General features: G+C 69.1%; 17 protein-coding genes. 5 read left to right on the top strand and 12 right to left on the bottom strand.

The window, feature by feature from the left end; translation table 11 throughout:
- The first annotated feature begins 252 nt into the window (after positions 1-252).
- Both AOZ06_RS23795 and AOZ06_RS23790 read left to right on the top strand, forming a co-directional pair.
- Positions 253-750 carry a pyridoxamine 5'-phosphate oxidase family protein gene (locus AOZ06_RS23795; RefSeq protein WP_054291430.1) on the top strand — a complete coding sequence of 166 codons (498 nt, stop codon included), beginning with the start codon at positions 253-255 and terminating at the stop codon, positions 748-750.
- Positions 751-769: 19 nt separating this feature from the next.
- Positions 770-1,135 carry a VOC family protein gene (locus AOZ06_RS23790; protein WP_054291429.1) on the top strand — a complete coding sequence of 122 codons (366 nt, stop codon included), beginning with the start codon at positions 770-772 and terminating at the stop codon, positions 1,133-1,135.
- A gap of 277 nt (positions 1,136-1,412) precedes the next feature.
- Here the strand turns inward: AOZ06_RS23790 and AOZ06_RS23780 are convergent, their stop codons facing one another.
- Genes AOZ06_RS23780 through AOZ06_RS23770 form a run of 3 tightly spaced genes read right to left on the bottom strand, consistent with a single transcriptional unit; the run spans position 1,413 to position 3,873 of the window.
- The gene (locus AOZ06_RS23780) at positions 1,413-1,610 is read right to left on the bottom strand and encodes a hypothetical protein (protein ID WP_157233199.1); all 198 of its coding nucleotides are present in this window, start codon (positions 1,608-1,610) and stop codon (positions 1,413-1,415) included.
- A gap of 11 nt (positions 1,611-1,621) precedes the next feature.
- Positions 1,622-2,635, bottom strand: coding sequence for a hypothetical protein (locus AOZ06_RS23775; RefSeq protein ID WP_054291426.1), 1,014 nt, complete (start codon positions 2,633-2,635; stop codon positions 1,622-1,624).
- Entirely contained in the window at positions 2,632-3,873 is a 1,242-nt protein-coding gene (locus AOZ06_RS23770; RefSeq protein ID WP_157233198.1) for a hypothetical protein, read from the bottom strand. The genes AOZ06_RS23775 and AOZ06_RS23770 overlap by 4 nt, the downstream gene beginning before the upstream one ends.
- Before the next feature lie 60 nt (positions 3,874-3,933).
- Here AOZ06_RS23770 and AOZ06_RS23765 point away from each other — a divergent pair, with 60 nt between their 5' ends.
- From AOZ06_RS23765 to AOZ06_RS23755, 3 genes are read left to right on the top strand one after another with little or no spacing between them, the layout of a single operon-like run.
- Positions 3,934-4,959, top strand: coding sequence for a PA2928 family protein (locus AOZ06_RS23765; RefSeq protein ID WP_169798971.1), 1,026 nt, complete (start codon positions 3,934-3,936; stop codon positions 4,957-4,959).
- Positions 4,960-4,970: 11 nt separating this feature from the next.
- Positions 4,971-5,750: a hypothetical protein gene (locus AOZ06_RS23760; protein WP_054291423.1), complete on the top strand. Its 780-nt coding sequence runs from the start codon at positions 4,971-4,973 to the stop codon at positions 5,748-5,750.
- The gene (locus AOZ06_RS23755) at positions 5,747-6,241 is read left to right on the top strand and encodes a TIGR03618 family F420-dependent PPOX class oxidoreductase (RefSeq protein WP_236952357.1); all 495 of its coding nucleotides are present in this window, start codon (positions 5,747-5,749) and stop codon (positions 6,239-6,241) included. The genes AOZ06_RS23760 and AOZ06_RS23755 overlap by 4 nt, the downstream gene beginning before the upstream one ends.
- 62 nt (positions 6,242-6,303) lie before the next feature.
- Here AOZ06_RS23755 and AOZ06_RS23750 read toward each other — a convergent pair whose 3' ends face one another.
- From AOZ06_RS23750 to AOZ06_RS23715, 9 genes are all read right to left on the bottom strand, one after another.
- Positions 6,304-6,897, bottom strand: coding sequence for a VC0807 family protein (locus tag AOZ06_RS23750; RefSeq protein ID WP_157233197.1), 594 nt, complete (start codon positions 6,895-6,897; stop codon positions 6,304-6,306).
- A gap of 2 nt (positions 6,898-6,899) precedes the next feature.
- On the bottom strand, positions 6,900-8,078 hold the full coding sequence (locus AOZ06_RS23745) for a cytochrome P450 (RefSeq protein ID WP_054291421.1): 1,179 nt from the start codon (positions 8,076-8,078) through the stop codon (positions 6,900-6,902).
- A 72-nt stretch (positions 8,079-8,150) separates the two neighbouring features.
- A complete protein-coding gene (locus AOZ06_RS23740) occupies positions 8,151-8,840 on the bottom strand; it encodes a hypothetical protein (protein ID WP_054291420.1) in 690 nt (229 codons plus the stop codon).
- 70 nt (positions 8,841-8,910) lie between these two features.
- On the bottom strand, positions 8,911-9,702 hold the full coding sequence (locus tag AOZ06_RS23735) for a hypothetical protein (protein WP_054291419.1): 792 nt from the start codon (positions 9,700-9,702) through the stop codon (positions 8,911-8,913).
- A gap of 11 nt (positions 9,703-9,713) precedes the next feature.
- Complete coding sequence (locus AOZ06_RS23730; protein ID WP_054291418.1) at positions 9,714-10,283, bottom strand: papain-like cysteine protease family protein; 570 nt, start codon at positions 10,281-10,283, stop codon at positions 9,714-9,716.
- Positions 10,284-10,771: 488 nt separating this feature from the next.
- Positions 10,772-11,956 carry an endonuclease/exonuclease/phosphatase family protein gene (locus AOZ06_RS23725; protein ID WP_054291417.1) on the bottom strand — a complete coding sequence of 395 codons (1,185 nt, stop codon included), beginning with the start codon at positions 11,954-11,956 and terminating at the stop codon, positions 10,772-10,774.
- 41 nt (positions 11,957-11,997) lie between these two features.
- Complete coding sequence (locus AOZ06_RS23720) at positions 11,998-12,462, bottom strand: hypothetical protein (protein WP_157233196.1); 465 nt, start codon at positions 12,460-12,462, stop codon at positions 11,998-12,000.
- The gene (locus tag AOZ06_RS56565) at positions 12,414-12,746 is read right to left on the bottom strand and encodes a hypothetical protein (protein WP_157233195.1); all 333 of its coding nucleotides are present in this window, start codon (positions 12,744-12,746) and stop codon (positions 12,414-12,416) included. The genes AOZ06_RS23720 and AOZ06_RS56565 overlap by 49 nt, the downstream gene beginning before the upstream one ends.
- Before the next feature lie 187 nt (positions 12,747-12,933).
- Positions 12,934-13,647, bottom strand: coding sequence for a TetR/AcrR family transcriptional regulator (locus AOZ06_RS23715; protein WP_054291415.1), 714 nt, complete (start codon positions 13,645-13,647; stop codon positions 12,934-12,936).
- Positions 13,648-13,661: the final 14 nt, after the last annotated feature.

Below are 13,661 nucleotides of genomic sequence, written 5' to 3'. Positions count from 1 at the left end.
CGCTAGTGCGGATTGCACGTCTTCGGCTTCGTAACGCATCCCCGACCGGTTCGGCGCGCACTGTCGGCAACCGCCACCCAGGGTCGACTCTGGTGTGAACAGAAAGGACGGTCCATTCATGACCTCGAGACAACAACGACCCGCATCCGTCCGCAGCACCGTCAGGGCCCCGCCCAGGCTTCTGTTCCGCTATTTTCGTCACTTAGTAAACAACAACGTCTGTAGTAGTAAATGAAGTGGAGTGGAAGCCTGATGGATCAAAGCGCTGTCGACGAAGTCCTGAACAAGCCGTACAGCAAGCAACTGCTGGCCCGTGACCTCGGCAGGCTGGCCTTCGTCGCACTCGACGGCACCCCGCGGGCCCTGCCGATCGGGATCTTCTGGAACGGCACCGAAATCGTCATGTGCACGGCGAAGAACGCACGCAAGCTGCCCGCGTTGCGCCGCAATCCAGCGGTCGCGCTGACGATCGACACCGAGTCGCACCCGCCGAAAGTCCTGTTGCTGCGCGGCAACGCCGAACTGGACGAAGTGGACGGCATCCCGTACGAGTACATGCGGTGGAACGGCACTTACAACATGACGCCCGAACAACGGGCCGAGTGGGAGGTCGGTGTCCGTTCGCTCTACGACGGCATGGTCCGGGTCGTGGTGAAGCCGACGTGGGCGAAGCTGATCGACTTCGAGACGACCCTGCCCACCGCCATCGCCGAACTCATGCAGCGGCAGCAGGAACGCTGGCCGGCCTGAACCCGGAAAGGAGGCCACCATGATCGGCACAGCCCCGAGGGGCGCGAAAATCCGGCAGATGGACCACGTCGGCATCGACGTCGACGACCTCGCCGCCGCCAAGGCGTTCTTCCTCGAACCCGGACTCGAACCGGAAGGCGAGGCCACGGTGGAAGGTCACGCGGCGGACCGCGTCAACGGGCTCGACGGAGTCCGGGCCGAGGTCGCGATGATGCGGACCCACGACCGGCACGAACGGCTCGAGCTGGTCAAGTACCTGACCCCGCGGGATCATCGTCGAGCTGGCCGAACAGCTCAAGTAGCCGGGGCGCCTGCGGTGGCGAAGGCGGCCCACACGACCGGGGAACGCACCAGGTCTCCTGTCTTCTCCCAGAGCGTCGCCTGATCCCGTTGCCACGCGGCGATGCCCCGCCTGTGCTGGCGAAGAACGAAACAGCGTATGGCTGGTGCGCCGCTTCGACCGGTGGCGAGCAGGGCCAACGCTTCGCGCGGGCGACCGCGAACGACGCGCACGGCGGCACGGCCGTGCTGGCAGACCGCGAGTGCGTTCTCGTTCGCGGTGGACTGGAACAATTGCGGCGCCTGGTCGTACAACGCGTCGGCTCGGTCGCTGTCGTTGTCGTTGTCGCTGTCGCTGTCGAGGTAAGCGAGCCGTGCCGGGCTCAGCAGCGCGGCGCCTCGGTCAACTGGTCGCCTGTCGCGGCGGACAACTCGCGGGCGAGTCCGAAGTGCTCGGCGCTCCCGGCCGGTTCGCCGATCGAACCGGCCATGTCGGCGAGGGTCATGTGCAGCAACGGCGCCCCTTGGTAGGCCAGGTCAAGCGCGGTCCGCGCGTGGTCGCCTGCTCGCGGCACTCGCACGGCCTCGTTGTTCAGCTTGTTCCATCGCCTAACTGCCCCGCCGTTCGCTCGGTGCGTGTCGCCGACGCGGCCTCCATCCGGGACCGTGCGTACTCGACGATCACGTCCCGACGGGCCCGATCGTCCTCAGTGGACTCTTTCGGTCGCGCGAAGTCCGGCGCGTAGACGGTCAGTACGCGTTGCGCCGGTGGCATCAGCAGGACGGTCGCCGGTACCGGCGCACGACCGGTCAGCCGCCCGAGGTCGTCGATTCGGTCGAGATCCACGTCGACCTGCCCGAATCTCGCCGCCAAGGGCTGCCGCGCGCCGGCCACGAGCGCGACCGCGACCTCCAGGTACGTGCTGCCGCCCGTGCGGACGACCGCCCATTCGGCGTTGGCTGCGGCGTCCACCACGCCTGCCGGAACCAGCGCCCAGTCCACCGCTACTGTTCCACTGAGGACGGTCACACCCGCTGCCCGGTCCTGACCTCCCGCGGCGAGCGCGAACTCCTCCCGCGTGGGCACGGCGGCCTCACGCGGCACGACACCGTAATCCTCGGCGAGCGCGACGAGCCGCGTGTCCAGCGTGGCGTCGCCGGTCAGTGATGCCGTGGCGAGCGCGCGTTCCGTCGCTTCGTCGTCGTCCAGCAGGTGCTCGATGACGCTGGTCGCGATCGCGCGTTCGGCGTGCAGCAGTTCCAGGCTGACCGCGGGCACGCCCGCGGCCGAGGAGGCAGGCCACCAGGCTTCGACCCAGGTCAGTTGGGCGACAACACGGCACGCGTCGCGGACCTGCCAGTCACCGTCCTCGGGAACTGTCACCTCTGTGGCATCACCGAGAATCCCGGCCGCTGCCTCAGCGCCGTAGACCTCCCACAGCCATTCCGCTGCCCGGTCCGGGTCGTCGACGCGGACAGCCGGTCCGGCGTCGGCCAGTACGTCCCAGGCCACCAGGGCGCCCCGCGCCTCCAGCAACGCTGTCTGGTCCGGGTGGGCCGGCCAGTCCCCGGCGAGGATCTCCGTCCCGGTGCGCTGGATTCTCACAGTGACGCTCCCAGCGCTTGCCGTTCCAGGTCCGACCGCAGCCGGTCGCGCTGGTCCAGGATCACCGAACGCAACACGCCGTCGAGCAGATCCCACACCTCGTCGGCCACGACGGTGTCCCGGCGGACCTCGCGGCCGTGCACGCGTACCCACAGCCGCCGGAGGTAGGCGGCACGGACCTGGTGGACGTCCGCCCGGACCCGGTCCGGTACCTCGCTGGGCATCCGCAGCACCCGTTGGACGTAGGCCTCACGTTCCCACCGCAGCCGCAGCCGGGCGGCGGCCCCGTCCGCCTGCCCGCCCGTCAACGGCGCCGACGCCTGCCCACCCAGGACCATGACCACGCGGCCGGGTTCGTCCGCCAGTTGCCACGGTCGCGCGGACCGGTCGATCTCCTGGCGCGCCAGCGTGCCGACGTCAGCCAGGAGCTCGCGGTGTGCCGAGGTGGTCAGCGGGCCGAGCAGTCGTTCCACAATGGACCGGTCGAACGGCTTCGGCAAGGTCTTCTTCGACGCTGTGGCACCGAGTTCCGGCCGCACGACCCGGTCCCGGTCGGTCAGCCCGCACGCGAGCGCCGCCCCCGGCCGGTCGAGCTCGGCAGCACCCCGGGTGCCTGCCGAGTCGGTGACCAGCGCCTTGAACAGGCCCCGATCCGGCCGGGTCGCGCAGGTGGCGAGGAAGTCTGCCGGCCGCACCGACGGCACCGCCAGCCGGGCCGGAGGACTCGCCCACGCGGTGTCCAGGAGCCTGGCCAGCTCCCCCGGATTGCCGGTCACGAACTCCCGCAGCTGGGCCATCGTCGGGCCGTCCTGGCCGTGGATCTCGGCGAGTACGACGGCCGCGCGCTTGCCCGCGTCCGGCTGCGGGTGGCCGTGCTCGCCGGCCAGTTCGTAACAGCGTTGGAAATACAGGTCCTGCGGGTTGCCGTCGGTGATCGCCGCCCGGCGACGTTCCTTCTTGAGCACCAGGAACCACGCGGCCGTCGCGGCCAGCACCGGGCCTGCCTGGGCGATCCGGTCCCGCAAGGCGTCCACGTGCTCGATGCCGATCGCACCCGCGGCGAAGCACGGGTTGAGGACCGGTCGCAGCACCAGCGGGTCGAGGATGAGCTTCACCGTGCGGGCCAGCGGACGGCCCGCCGCGTTGCTCAACGGCGCCACGGCGTCACCCAGCTCCGACCACGCCTGCGCGATCAGCAGCCCGCGGGGCAACGCCGCTCGCGTATGCACGGTGCTCACGACACGAGCGTAGCCATTTCTGTGATCGGTAGGACCCTCCCCACGCTGAAGCTGTTCGACATGTACCAGCCGATCCGCAAGGCGCGCCGACGCCTCCCCGTGCTCCTGCTGATCCCGTTGCTGTTGTTCGGCCTGATGTTCTTCGGGTTCTCCTACCTCGTGTCGTCCGAGCCGGACATCGAGGTCCAGACCGGGGTCGGCTTCGCGGCCAGCGACGGCCGCGAGCTCGTGCTGGTGCCGTACGAACGGCATGGCACACGCGGCATGTTCCAGATGATGACCCAGGACATGTTCCAGGTCCGGCTGGCCGCCGTCGACATGGCCACCGGCACGGCCGTCTGGGACACGCAACTGTCCGACAAGCTGGTCTGGGAGGCGTCCGTCCTGGCCGCGGGCCGCAGCCACCTCTACGTGGCCACCGACTCCGGCCTGGTCATCCTCGACCTGCGGACGGGTGCGGAGGTCGCCGCCGGTGGCGCCGTCACCGGCCTGGGCGAGAAGTACGTCGCCGGGCGGGCGGCCTACGGGTACGACCCGGACGGCCGCAGTGTCGTGGCGATGAACGCCGACGGCGCTCTGCTCACCATCGGCCTCGACTCGGTGACCGCGGGTCCGGCCAGGCCCGAGATCGCCGCGAAATGGGCAGGTGTCCTGTCTCCCGGCAGGCCGGACACCAGCCCGAGCGCGACGGCATCCAAGGTCTCGCTCGCCACCGGCGAGCAGGTCCAGTTGCGGGAACGGGCCGTCGGGAACGCCCTGGTCCGGGTAGGGGCCGACAAACGGGAGACCCCGCTCGGCAACGTCGTCTTCCCGAGCGCGGCCCTCGTGGTCGGCGGCGCGACGCCCCAGCACGTACTGGTCCGGCACAACCGGACCGTGAACGACACCGACCCGGCGCTGTCCGTGGTCTCACTGCAAACCGGTGCCGTCACCGGCGCACTGCCCATCGAGTCGTCCCCGGAACGCGCGCTCACCGCTTCCAACGGCACCACGGCGGTGGTCACCCGCACCGAGATCGCCACGGTGACCGCGGACGGCCGGATCTCCGCTCTGACCATCGGCAAGACCGACTTCTTCGGCAACTGAGAGGACCGACCATGAAGATCGCCGCTCTGATCACCCTGGCTGTCAGCCTGATCTGCACCATCATGTACGTCGCCGCGGGCATCGGCGGCACCGGCGAACTCGCCTGGGTCAACGGCTGGATGATCGGCCCGGTCCTGCTCATGTTCGTCGTGCCCGTGCTGTTCTCCGTCTCGCAGAAGCTCGGTGACGGGCTCGCGGCCCTGCGCGGCGCCGTCCCCCGTTCCTTCCGCGACGCGCCCATCGGGATGGGCACCGTGGTCGGGGTCGCGCGGACCGGTCTGAGCGTGAACGACCAGCCCCAGGTCGACATCCAGCTCGACGTGGACACGCCCAACGGGCTGTCCTTCCGCGGCACCGCCCGTCAGATCATCGACGTCACCGAGCTCGCGTCGGTGCGGCCCGGTGCCATCCTGCCGGTCCGCTACCTGCCCGACGGTCAGGTCACCCTGGCCATCGACGCCACGCAGGGCGAGCTGCAGGCCGCGCTCAACCGTGTGCAGATGGCCAAGGGCCACATCACCCCGCAGCAGCTGCACATCGCGGAGAACGGCATCGACGCCAGGGCCGTCGTGCTCGCCCTGGCACCCACCGGCGAGATCCGCCACGGCCGCTCGGTCGTCTCGATCAAGCTGCGCATCACGCGGGCCGACGGCACGATGTTCGACCTCAACCAGCACAAGGCCATCCCGGCCAGTGCCATCCCCCAGCTGCAGCCGGGTGCGCCGATCACCGTCCGGTACTTGCCGCAAGACGAATCCGAGGTGGCCATCATCACCGCCCTCACGCCGTGAAAAACCACCCCGTGGCGGGCAATCCGCTCGCCACGGCCGGTGTCGACGGGCAAGCTGGGGACATGGGGACGATCATCGAACCCGCGCTGGCCGACCGCCTTCGGGGTGAACGCAATGTCTGGCTGTGCACGCTGCGGCCGGACGGCTCGCCGCACGTCACGCCGGTGTGGTTCGTCCACACCGGCGAGACGTTCTGGATCAGCAGCGGCGTGCGCAACGTCAAGGTGCGCAACATCATCAACGACCCGCGGGTCAGTCTCGCCCTCGAAGACGGGGACGAACCCGCTGTCGCGGAAGGACAGGCCCGCGTCCACCACGGCCCGTTGCGGACGGACGTGCTGGCCGCGATAGCCGCCAAGTACGACGGGTGGGACGCCGCGGCGGAGGTCCACCCGTTCGGTGCACGGGTGCTGGTGGAAGTGCCGGTCACGAGGTGGTTGCTGACCAGCGGGCCCACCACGACGCTGCCGAAAGTCGACCAGCCGTCGTAGCCGGATCGGCGAAACGGCGACGACCGTCCACACCGGCAGGCACCATGCTCGTGCCGCGGACGTCAGTCGGCGGTTGTACGCCGGCCGAACCACACTGTCCACACCACCAGCGGGCCGATGACAGCGAGCTCGATCACCTGGCTGAGCCCGGCCATGACGTGGATCGGCAGCTGGTAGATCAGCAGGCCGCGTGCTGCGGACTCAGCGATCAGGGCCACGCCCCAGACAGCGGTGGTGATCACGAACGGGCGCCGGAAACCCGGTTCCACGGTCATCCGCTCGTCCCAGCCCGCGGTGCCGGTGGACCGCATCCGTTTGGCCAGGTGGAACATCGCGGGCCGATCCATTCGGCAGCTCGCCAGGAACACCAGCGCGATCAGCGCGGTGGTCATGGGGTCACGCGCCAGGATCAGCCGGGCATCGCCGACCAACGCCGACGCCCCGAGGCTGACGACGTTCATCAACAGCACAAACCCGAGCAGCGCGTCGAATCTGCGGCGGTACGCAGCCAAGTACGCGGCCCGCAGCGCCACTGCCGCTGTGCCGACGAGCAGGCAGACCACGTCGTCGTAGCCGAGCAGGTGGGCGGCGTAGTAGCAGATCGGTGACAGTCCGACGTCCAGTACAAGCCCGGCGAGCCAGCGTTTCCGCGCCATCGTCACCATTGGACCGGCAGCCTCTCCACGCCGAACACCTGCGATTGGTGTTTGCAGGGCAACTCGTCCGTGGGCGCCGTCACGTGGAGGTTCGGCAGCCGGGTGAGCAGCCGGTGGTAGGCGATTTCCAGCTCGGCACGAGCGAGGTTCTGCCCGATGCACTGGTGTGGCCCGTATCCGAACGCCAGATGATGCCGCGTCGAGCGACCCGGGTCGAACCGGTGCGGCTGGTCGAAGACGTCGTCGTCATGATTCGCCGACAGACCAAGCGTGACCACGCCCTCCCCCGCCTTGATCAGCCGGCCGCCGAGTTCGACGTCGGCCACGGCGACACGGACCGCCACAGAGTCCGCGACCGAGTGGTAGCGGAGCAGTTCGTCGACCACCGCGGGCATCCGCTCCGGCTGCCGTCGCAGTTCGTCGCACAGCTGGGGTTCACGCAGCAAGGTGAGCATTCCCAGGGAGATCATGTTGGCGGTGGTCTCGTGCCCGGCGACCAGCAGCAGCAGGATCATGCCGACCGCGCCTCGGCGATCCAGCGCGCCAGCGGCGACGGGACCGTCGGCCAGTTTGCCGATCAGGTCCTCGGTCTGCTGGTCCTGCCGTTGGGCGAACAGCTTCTCCAGGTACTCGAAGAGTTGCCCCATCGCCTCGGACGACTGCGCGGCGGTGACGTCACCGGCCAGCGCGGTGCGGGTACGTGACTCGAAGAACTCGTGATCCGCGTACGGGACGCCGAGCATCCGGCAGATCACCAGTGACGGCAACGGAAGCGCGAACGCCGCAACCAGATCGGCCGATGAACCACCGGCCACCATGGCGTCCAGCAGGTCGTCGACCACCTGCGAGATCTCCGGCCGCAGCGCGGCGATCCGGCGCACGGTGAACTCACCGTTGAGCATCCGCCGGTACGTCACGTGCTCGGGCGGATCGGTGTCCAGGAACGGTCGCCGTCGCGGTGGCGGCTCGGCGCCCGCGCGCATCCGCGGATAGCCCGGCCGGGTGGCGTCGATGCTGAACCTCGGATCGGACAGCACGGTGCGCACGTCCTGATACCGGCTGACCAGCCAGGCCTCGTCCCCGCTCGGCAAACTCACCCGCGTCACCGGGTCCTCGCCGCGCAACCGCGCGTACTCCGGCGGGACGGTGAACGGGCATGTGCGCGAAATCGGCATCCTCATGCCGAAGACGCTAGGGACGCCTCGGGTGGAGTCGCATCGACGCAGAGATGGAGATCCAGGTGGAGGTGTGCCCTAGCCCAGCGCGTTGCTGGAGTCCCACCGGTCGGTCATCTCCCGGCGGGCGCGGCCGACGGCGTCGTCCCACGGTCGCGCGGCGACGCAAACGACGTGGCACTGGGTTTTGCCGTGGTCACGTCCTCTGCGCAGGAGCTCGTCCTGCACCCGCGTGGACGCCTCCACGCGCACGTCGAGGGAGCTGTCGTGGGAGTAGCGGCTCGCGAGGTTCGCGTGGATCTGTTCCCGCGTTTCGGTGAGGATCACGGCGAAGTCCCAGGCAAGCGTGGGCAGGGCGTGGCGGCCGGTGACGACCGTGTGCGGGTATTCGTACAACCCGTCCAGGTGCAGGCGGGGCTGTTCAGCCATGACAGCTCTCACGGCCGGAGTCAGGACGTCGGCAGCTCGCAGCCGCGCCGCCGCCAGCTCCTCGGCTGTGCCCCGCAGTGGTTGCTTCTGGCGCGGCCCTGGGCCTTCGGCTTCGACGAGGTCCCGCCAGTCCTCGGCGTCCTGGTAGGACAGCTCGGGTATCCGCCCAGGGCCGGTCATCGCCCGTACCGCCGCCAGTACGTCGCTGGTGTCGACGACGTGCCCGTTGTACTGCGCGGCGAGGGCGTACGCGAATCTGGTCCTGCCGGTGCCGGAAGCACCGCACACCACCGTCATCGCCCACGAACCCGGATAGACCTTCAACGAATCGCCAGACACGCGATCATCATGCCGCACAAGGAGCAGCCGGGTCCCCGGAGGCGTCGGGGACCCGGCGAGGTTTCCCCGGTTACGCCCGACGGCGGCGGGCGACCAGGGCGACAGCGCCCAGGCCGGCGATCCCGGCGCCGACGAGGACGATCAGCAGCGGCGAAACCGCCCCGCCGTCGTCCGGCGTCGTCGTGGTGGGACCGCTGCTGTAACCGCCGAGCTTGTGCTGACGCTGGTAGTCCGAACCAGGGAGCTTGTCGGCGTAACGGCCGTGCACCAACTCCTGGTACTTCGCGACAGTCGTGCCGTCCTTGCCAACCGAAGACGCCGCCGGTTGGTTGAGGGGCAGCACGCGGTCACCGTCAAGGCGGTACCACGCGTTGTTCTGCGGCTCGGTGAACACCGTGCCGGTCGACGCGAACGCTTCCGTGCCGGTGGTGATCTGGTGGATCGACCAACCGGCGCCCTTGCGGGAGAGCAGGATGGACGCGTCCTGGCCACTGGCGGACTTGGCCGGGACCGCCATGTACACGAACGTGGCCACCGGGGCGTCCGCGGAGCGCACGAAGTCCGGGGTGAGCGAGTAGACCGGGCGAGCCGGTCCGGTCACCCGCGGCGCTTTCGCCTGCACCGCCTGGACGTCCGGTGTTCCCTGGGCGAGTTGACCGGCCGTCTGCTTGTCGAGGTTGACGAAGAACTTCGCCAGCCGGGTGGTCGTTTCCGGTGCCGCCGCGGTCTGCGCGGCAGCCGTCGCGTCCGAAGGGGACGGCGCGGCGGTCACCGGGCTCGCCGCCGCCGTGCCGCCGGTCAGCAGCAGAGCAAGGCCGATCGCGGCGGACCCGGTCAGGGCACGGGTGTGTCGGTAGGTCATCGTCGTCCTCCTCATGCCCCGGCCCCGTAGAGCGCTTCGCCCCACTGGAACTCGTAGTTGTCGACGTAGTCGTCGTAGCTCATCTCGCTGTAGCGCGGGCTGGCCGGCCACGGGTCGCCGTAGTAGATCAACTGCTGGTCGTCATACCCGTAGATGACTTGGGCGTGGCCGCCACCGGCGGTCCAGTAGATGCCGGTCTCGATCGGCCTGCGCGCGTCGATCTCGCTCGCCACCGTCTGGAACGACGGCGGTCCGCCCACCTGGCCCGCGCTCAGGCCGAGCGCGCGGAACGCCCGCTGGTCGTACTGGAGATAGCCGGCCTGGTTCGGGCACGGCGTGCCCTTCGGGTATCCGCGGCCCAGTGCGCAGAAGTCGTTCTGGCTGACGTTGCCCTTGCCGTGGAACTTGGCGATCGTCAGTCCACTCGCGACCCAGCACCACTGGTCCTGTTGCTGCACCAGCTGGTTGATCGGCAACTCGCCCGCCGACGCGGTGACCGGTGCCACGAGCAGCGCCGCGCCGGTCAGCATGGCGACGAACCCGGCGAGCGCCCGTCGCCGCCCGGGTGTGTGCTTTCGCATGTTCGGCTCCCTTTCCCGGCCACCCGCGGCCGTGCAGGGAGGCCGCGGAGTCACATCGCCGCTTCGGTGCAGGGGATTGGTGCGCGCCACCGGCGGCCGGGACGGTCCGGGGCGACACCTGCGCGAAGCAGGGACGGTCCTAACCGTCGCCCGTTCGGGGCCAACCAGGAAGGTCCGAATGGACATAAAGATGACTGATAGTAGTAAAGTAATTGCAAAGAGTAGTTAAGGAATGTGCGTCCGCCATAGCGCATGGTCATAGGCGAACGCGCCGAAGTACCAGGTAGCGCTCCGCCTCAGGTGGTCCGTCACCCTGGGCCGAGATCATCGTGATCGGCCCCATCACCGGGTTTGATAGGCCGCGACGAACCACGGCGCACCCGTGCGACACGCTGGATTTCGCGGACCGCCGAAACGGTCCCCGCGCACATCCCAAGTGATCACTCCAGCGGCATCCGCGCAGGTCTCACGCGGCGACGGCAGCGACGTCACGGCGTCCTGAACGTGGTCACGACGGCGGCGTGGTCCGACGGCCACGCGTTGCTTCCGTGGCCGGGTACGGGCGCTGGGCGTCCTTCGACCACGACGTCCGAATCGCTGACCCGCAGCGGGCCCGCGAAGTAGACGAAGTCGATCCGGTCCTGCGGTTCCGGCTCGCCGATGTGGGAGTCGTAGCCGTAGCCGCCGGTGAACACCGGGTAGATCGGCGACCACGTGGTGCCCGGCGTGGCGACGGGGTCGGGGTTGGCCACACGGTAGGAGTCACGCAACCCAGCCTGGATGGGAAGCACCGAGGCCGGCCATGGGACAGGGTTGTGACCGCAGCGGCGCGTGCCCGGTGTCCAGTCCAAATGGGATGGAGCGTCGAAGTCGCCGGTCAGCAACACCCGTACACGGGAGGCGTCTGCGATGTCGGGGCGCATCTCTTGCAGAATGGCCTTGATCTGAGGCGTACGACCGGAGCGTTCCTCGTTGGCCATCAACTGGTCCTGTGTCATCTTGCCGAAGCACGCGTCGTGAGGGCCGTACGGGTTGTAGCCGAGATGCACGTTCCACACCACGACATCCAAGTCGTCGAGCCGTACCCGCACCTTCGTGGCCACCGACAACCAGCCGCTGCCCGGCGGTTCGCGTTCCACGATCGGGTACCGGCTGATCACGCCGATGTCCGTACCGGCCTGGTGGTGGTCCCAGCCCAGTGCCTCGGCCAGCTCACGCGTGGACGTCGCCGAGCTCTCCTGCGGGCCGACCACGTCCACAGCGGACTTGAGCAGGAACCGGATCTCCTTCTCCCTGCCGCCCGCGACCTGGCTGCCGCTGTGCCACAGGGTGAAGCTCGCGGTCCGGAGTTCCGCCACGAGTTTGTCGCCCGGCAGCCGGACCTCGACGCCGACGGTCGCCGAGGCCGTCTCGCCGTTCGCGTTGCGGGCCTCGACGCGCAGCGGGCCCTTGTGGCTGAGCGGTGGTGTTCCGGTCACGTCGCCGTTGGCCAACACGGAGATCCACGCCGGGCCGCCGGCTCTGCGGAACGTCAGCCCGTTGGTGTCGCCACGGACCAGGCCGCCCACGGTCGCACGGTACGGCGTGTGGGCGCGGGCGTTGCGGAGGTCGAACGCGTCAGTGACGAAGTGCAGAGGAGCGTTGACGATCCGAAGCGGTGAGAGCCAACGCATCCGCACCTCCATGATCTGCCGATCTGGGACTGCCGGGTGATTCAGTTGAGTTTGTACGCGTTGAGGATCGTCTCCTCGACGGTGTCGTCCGCGCGGTCGGATGCCTTTGACCGCAGCGACACCGTCGCCGCGTCGTTCGGGTGCTGAACGACTGCCAGCGTGTTCGCCACGACCGTGGCCGCCTTCCACGTCTGGCCGCCGTCGAAGGACACGTCGACTGTCAGCGAACGCGGGATCACACCGGTGCTGCTGTTCTGTCCTGCACTGTGACCGGCAGGATGAACGACTCCCCCGCCGGTGCCGAGTTGTTCTCGTCCAGTGCAGGCGTGAACCGATGGTCGACAGCGGCAGGCGGACCGGGTCACGTAGTCGGTGGCCGCCCGGTTGAACGGCATGGCCGGGCCGAACACACCTCGGTTGCAGGACTCGTGATAGGTGCGGCGGCCCTGGTAGTTCTTCACCGGTCCGCTGAGGAAGACCTCGACGTACCGCATGTCGGGCGACATCTGCCACACGAGACGTCTTCTGTCGTGTAGTACTCGTCGCGCCCGCCGGGGATCTTCACCGGTTGCAGGTTCGCGTACGCGCCATGGCGTTCGCCGGACCGGGTGTACGGAAAGGCGTACCGCATGCCAGGTTTGCCGTCCGGTCCACCGCCGAAGGAGGCGCGTACGTGGGCGAGCTGGTCGCGTTTCACGGCACGGACGTAGCCGGTCGGCACGTTGCCGCGTGGATAGAACGTCAGACCGTGGAAGTCCCCGGCTGGACTCGTCCACTGGGAGTTGATCATCGTGGTGTAGTCCTGTTCGGGTACGTCCGGTCCGGCGGTGTTGGACGCGGCGGGGAACCATCAAGTGCGGCATGGACTCGAGCCAGTGGCGCGACTTCGGTCAGTACGAAGGAAAGCCCGAGGTCGTCATCCCGGTCGTCGGCCGGATCACGGCTGCCGCGAAGGGATCTTGTGCTGAGGGCCGGGGTCAACCGGCCATCCTCTTGCGGCGGGCACGTTGGCGACAGGTCGGGCCGCAGTAGCGGGGTGGTCGGCCAGTCGTCCGCACGCTCAGCGGCGCGCCGCACTCGCCGCAGCGGGTTTCGTGACCCCGGCCGTCACGGAACTCGCCCGCTTCCGTGACGGCTTCGGTGCGCAGGCCGTCCAGCAGCAGCCGGACGAGTTGGCCGCCGCGCGCCTGGTTGCGGTGCGCGGCCCGCATCGCGGCGCCGCCCATCGCCAACGCGGTCAAGTCGTCGGCCTGCACGTCACCACGGATCGCACCGGCGCGTTTCGCGTTGCGCAGCAAGCGTTCCATCGCCTCGCCGAACCGCTGCGCCGCAGCGGTGAGCATGGCGTGCGGCCAGCTCGTGTCGGCGGTGAGCGCGTCGCAGACGTGTTGCCGCCCAGCGGATGTCTCGATGACCTGGAGCAGGAACCCGAACAGCGCGTCGCCCGGCGCGGCGCGGGTCGCCCACTGGCCGGCGGAGGTCACCAGTTGGTCGACGTGATCGGCCAGAACAGCTTCGAGGAGGAACTCCTTGCTGGGGAAATGCCGGTAGACGGTACCCGCGCCCACGCCGGCGCGGCGCGCGATCCGGCCGAGCGTCACGTCCGTGCCGCTCTCGGCGAACATCTTCGCCGCGGTGCGCAGCACGAGCTCCCGGTTGCGCCGCGCGTCCACGCGGGCTGGGGCTGTCATGTCACGTAATCCTT

The sequence above is a fragment of the Kibdelosporangium phytohabitans genome, assembly GCF_001302585.1.
GTDB classification, from domain to species: Bacteria; Actinomycetota; Actinomycetes; order Mycobacteriales; family Pseudonocardiaceae; genus Kibdelosporangium; species Kibdelosporangium phytohabitans.
This window is presented reverse-complemented; position numbering and strand designations above follow the sequence as displayed.

Bases quoted from the DNA above. Each gene is read 5' to 3' on its own strand.
- AOZ06_RS56565 (WP_157233195.1), bottom strand. From the start codon at position 12,746: ATGATCAACTCCCAGTGGACGAGTCCAGCCGGGGACTTCCACGGTCTG.
- AOZ06_RS23765 (WP_169798971.1), top strand. From the start codon at position 3,934: ATGTACCAGCCGATCCGCAAGGCGCGCCGACGCCTCCCCGTGCTCCTG.
- AOZ06_RS23725 (WP_054291417.1), bottom strand. From the start codon at position 11,956: ATGCGTTGGCTCTCACCGCTTCGGATCGTCAACGCTCCTCTGCACTTC.
- AOZ06_RS23790 (WP_054291429.1), top strand. From the start codon at position 770: ATGATCGGCACAGCCCCGAGGGGCGCGAAAATCCGGCAGATGGACCAC.
- AOZ06_RS23720 (WP_157233196.1), bottom strand. From the start codon at position 12,462: ATGTCGCCCGACATGCGGTACGTCGAGGTCTTCCTCAGCGGACCGGTG.
- AOZ06_RS23760 (WP_054291423.1), top strand. From the start codon at position 4,971: ATGAAGATCGCCGCTCTGATCACCCTGGCTGTCAGCCTGATCTGCACC.
- AOZ06_RS23735 (WP_054291419.1), bottom strand. From the start codon at position 9,702: ATGACCTACCGACACACCCGTGCCCTGACCGGGTCCGCCGCGATCGGC.
- AOZ06_RS23795 (WP_054291430.1), top strand. From the start codon at position 253: ATGGATCAAAGCGCTGTCGACGAAGTCCTGAACAAGCCGTACAGCAAG.
- AOZ06_RS23745 (WP_054291421.1), bottom strand. From the start codon at position 8,078: ATGAGGATGCCGATTTCGCGCACATGCCCGTTCACCGTCCCGCCGGAG.
- AOZ06_RS23715 (WP_054291415.1), bottom strand. From the start codon at position 13,647: ATGACAGCCCCAGCCCGCGTGGACGCGCGGCGCAACCGGGAGCTCGTG.
- AOZ06_RS23750 (WP_157233197.1), bottom strand. From the start codon at position 6,897: ATGGCGCGGAAACGCTGGCTCGCCGGGCTTGTACTGGACGTCGGACTG.
- AOZ06_RS23730 (WP_054291418.1), bottom strand. From the start codon at position 10,283: ATGCGAAAGCACACACCCGGGCGGCGACGGGCGCTCGCCGGGTTCGTC.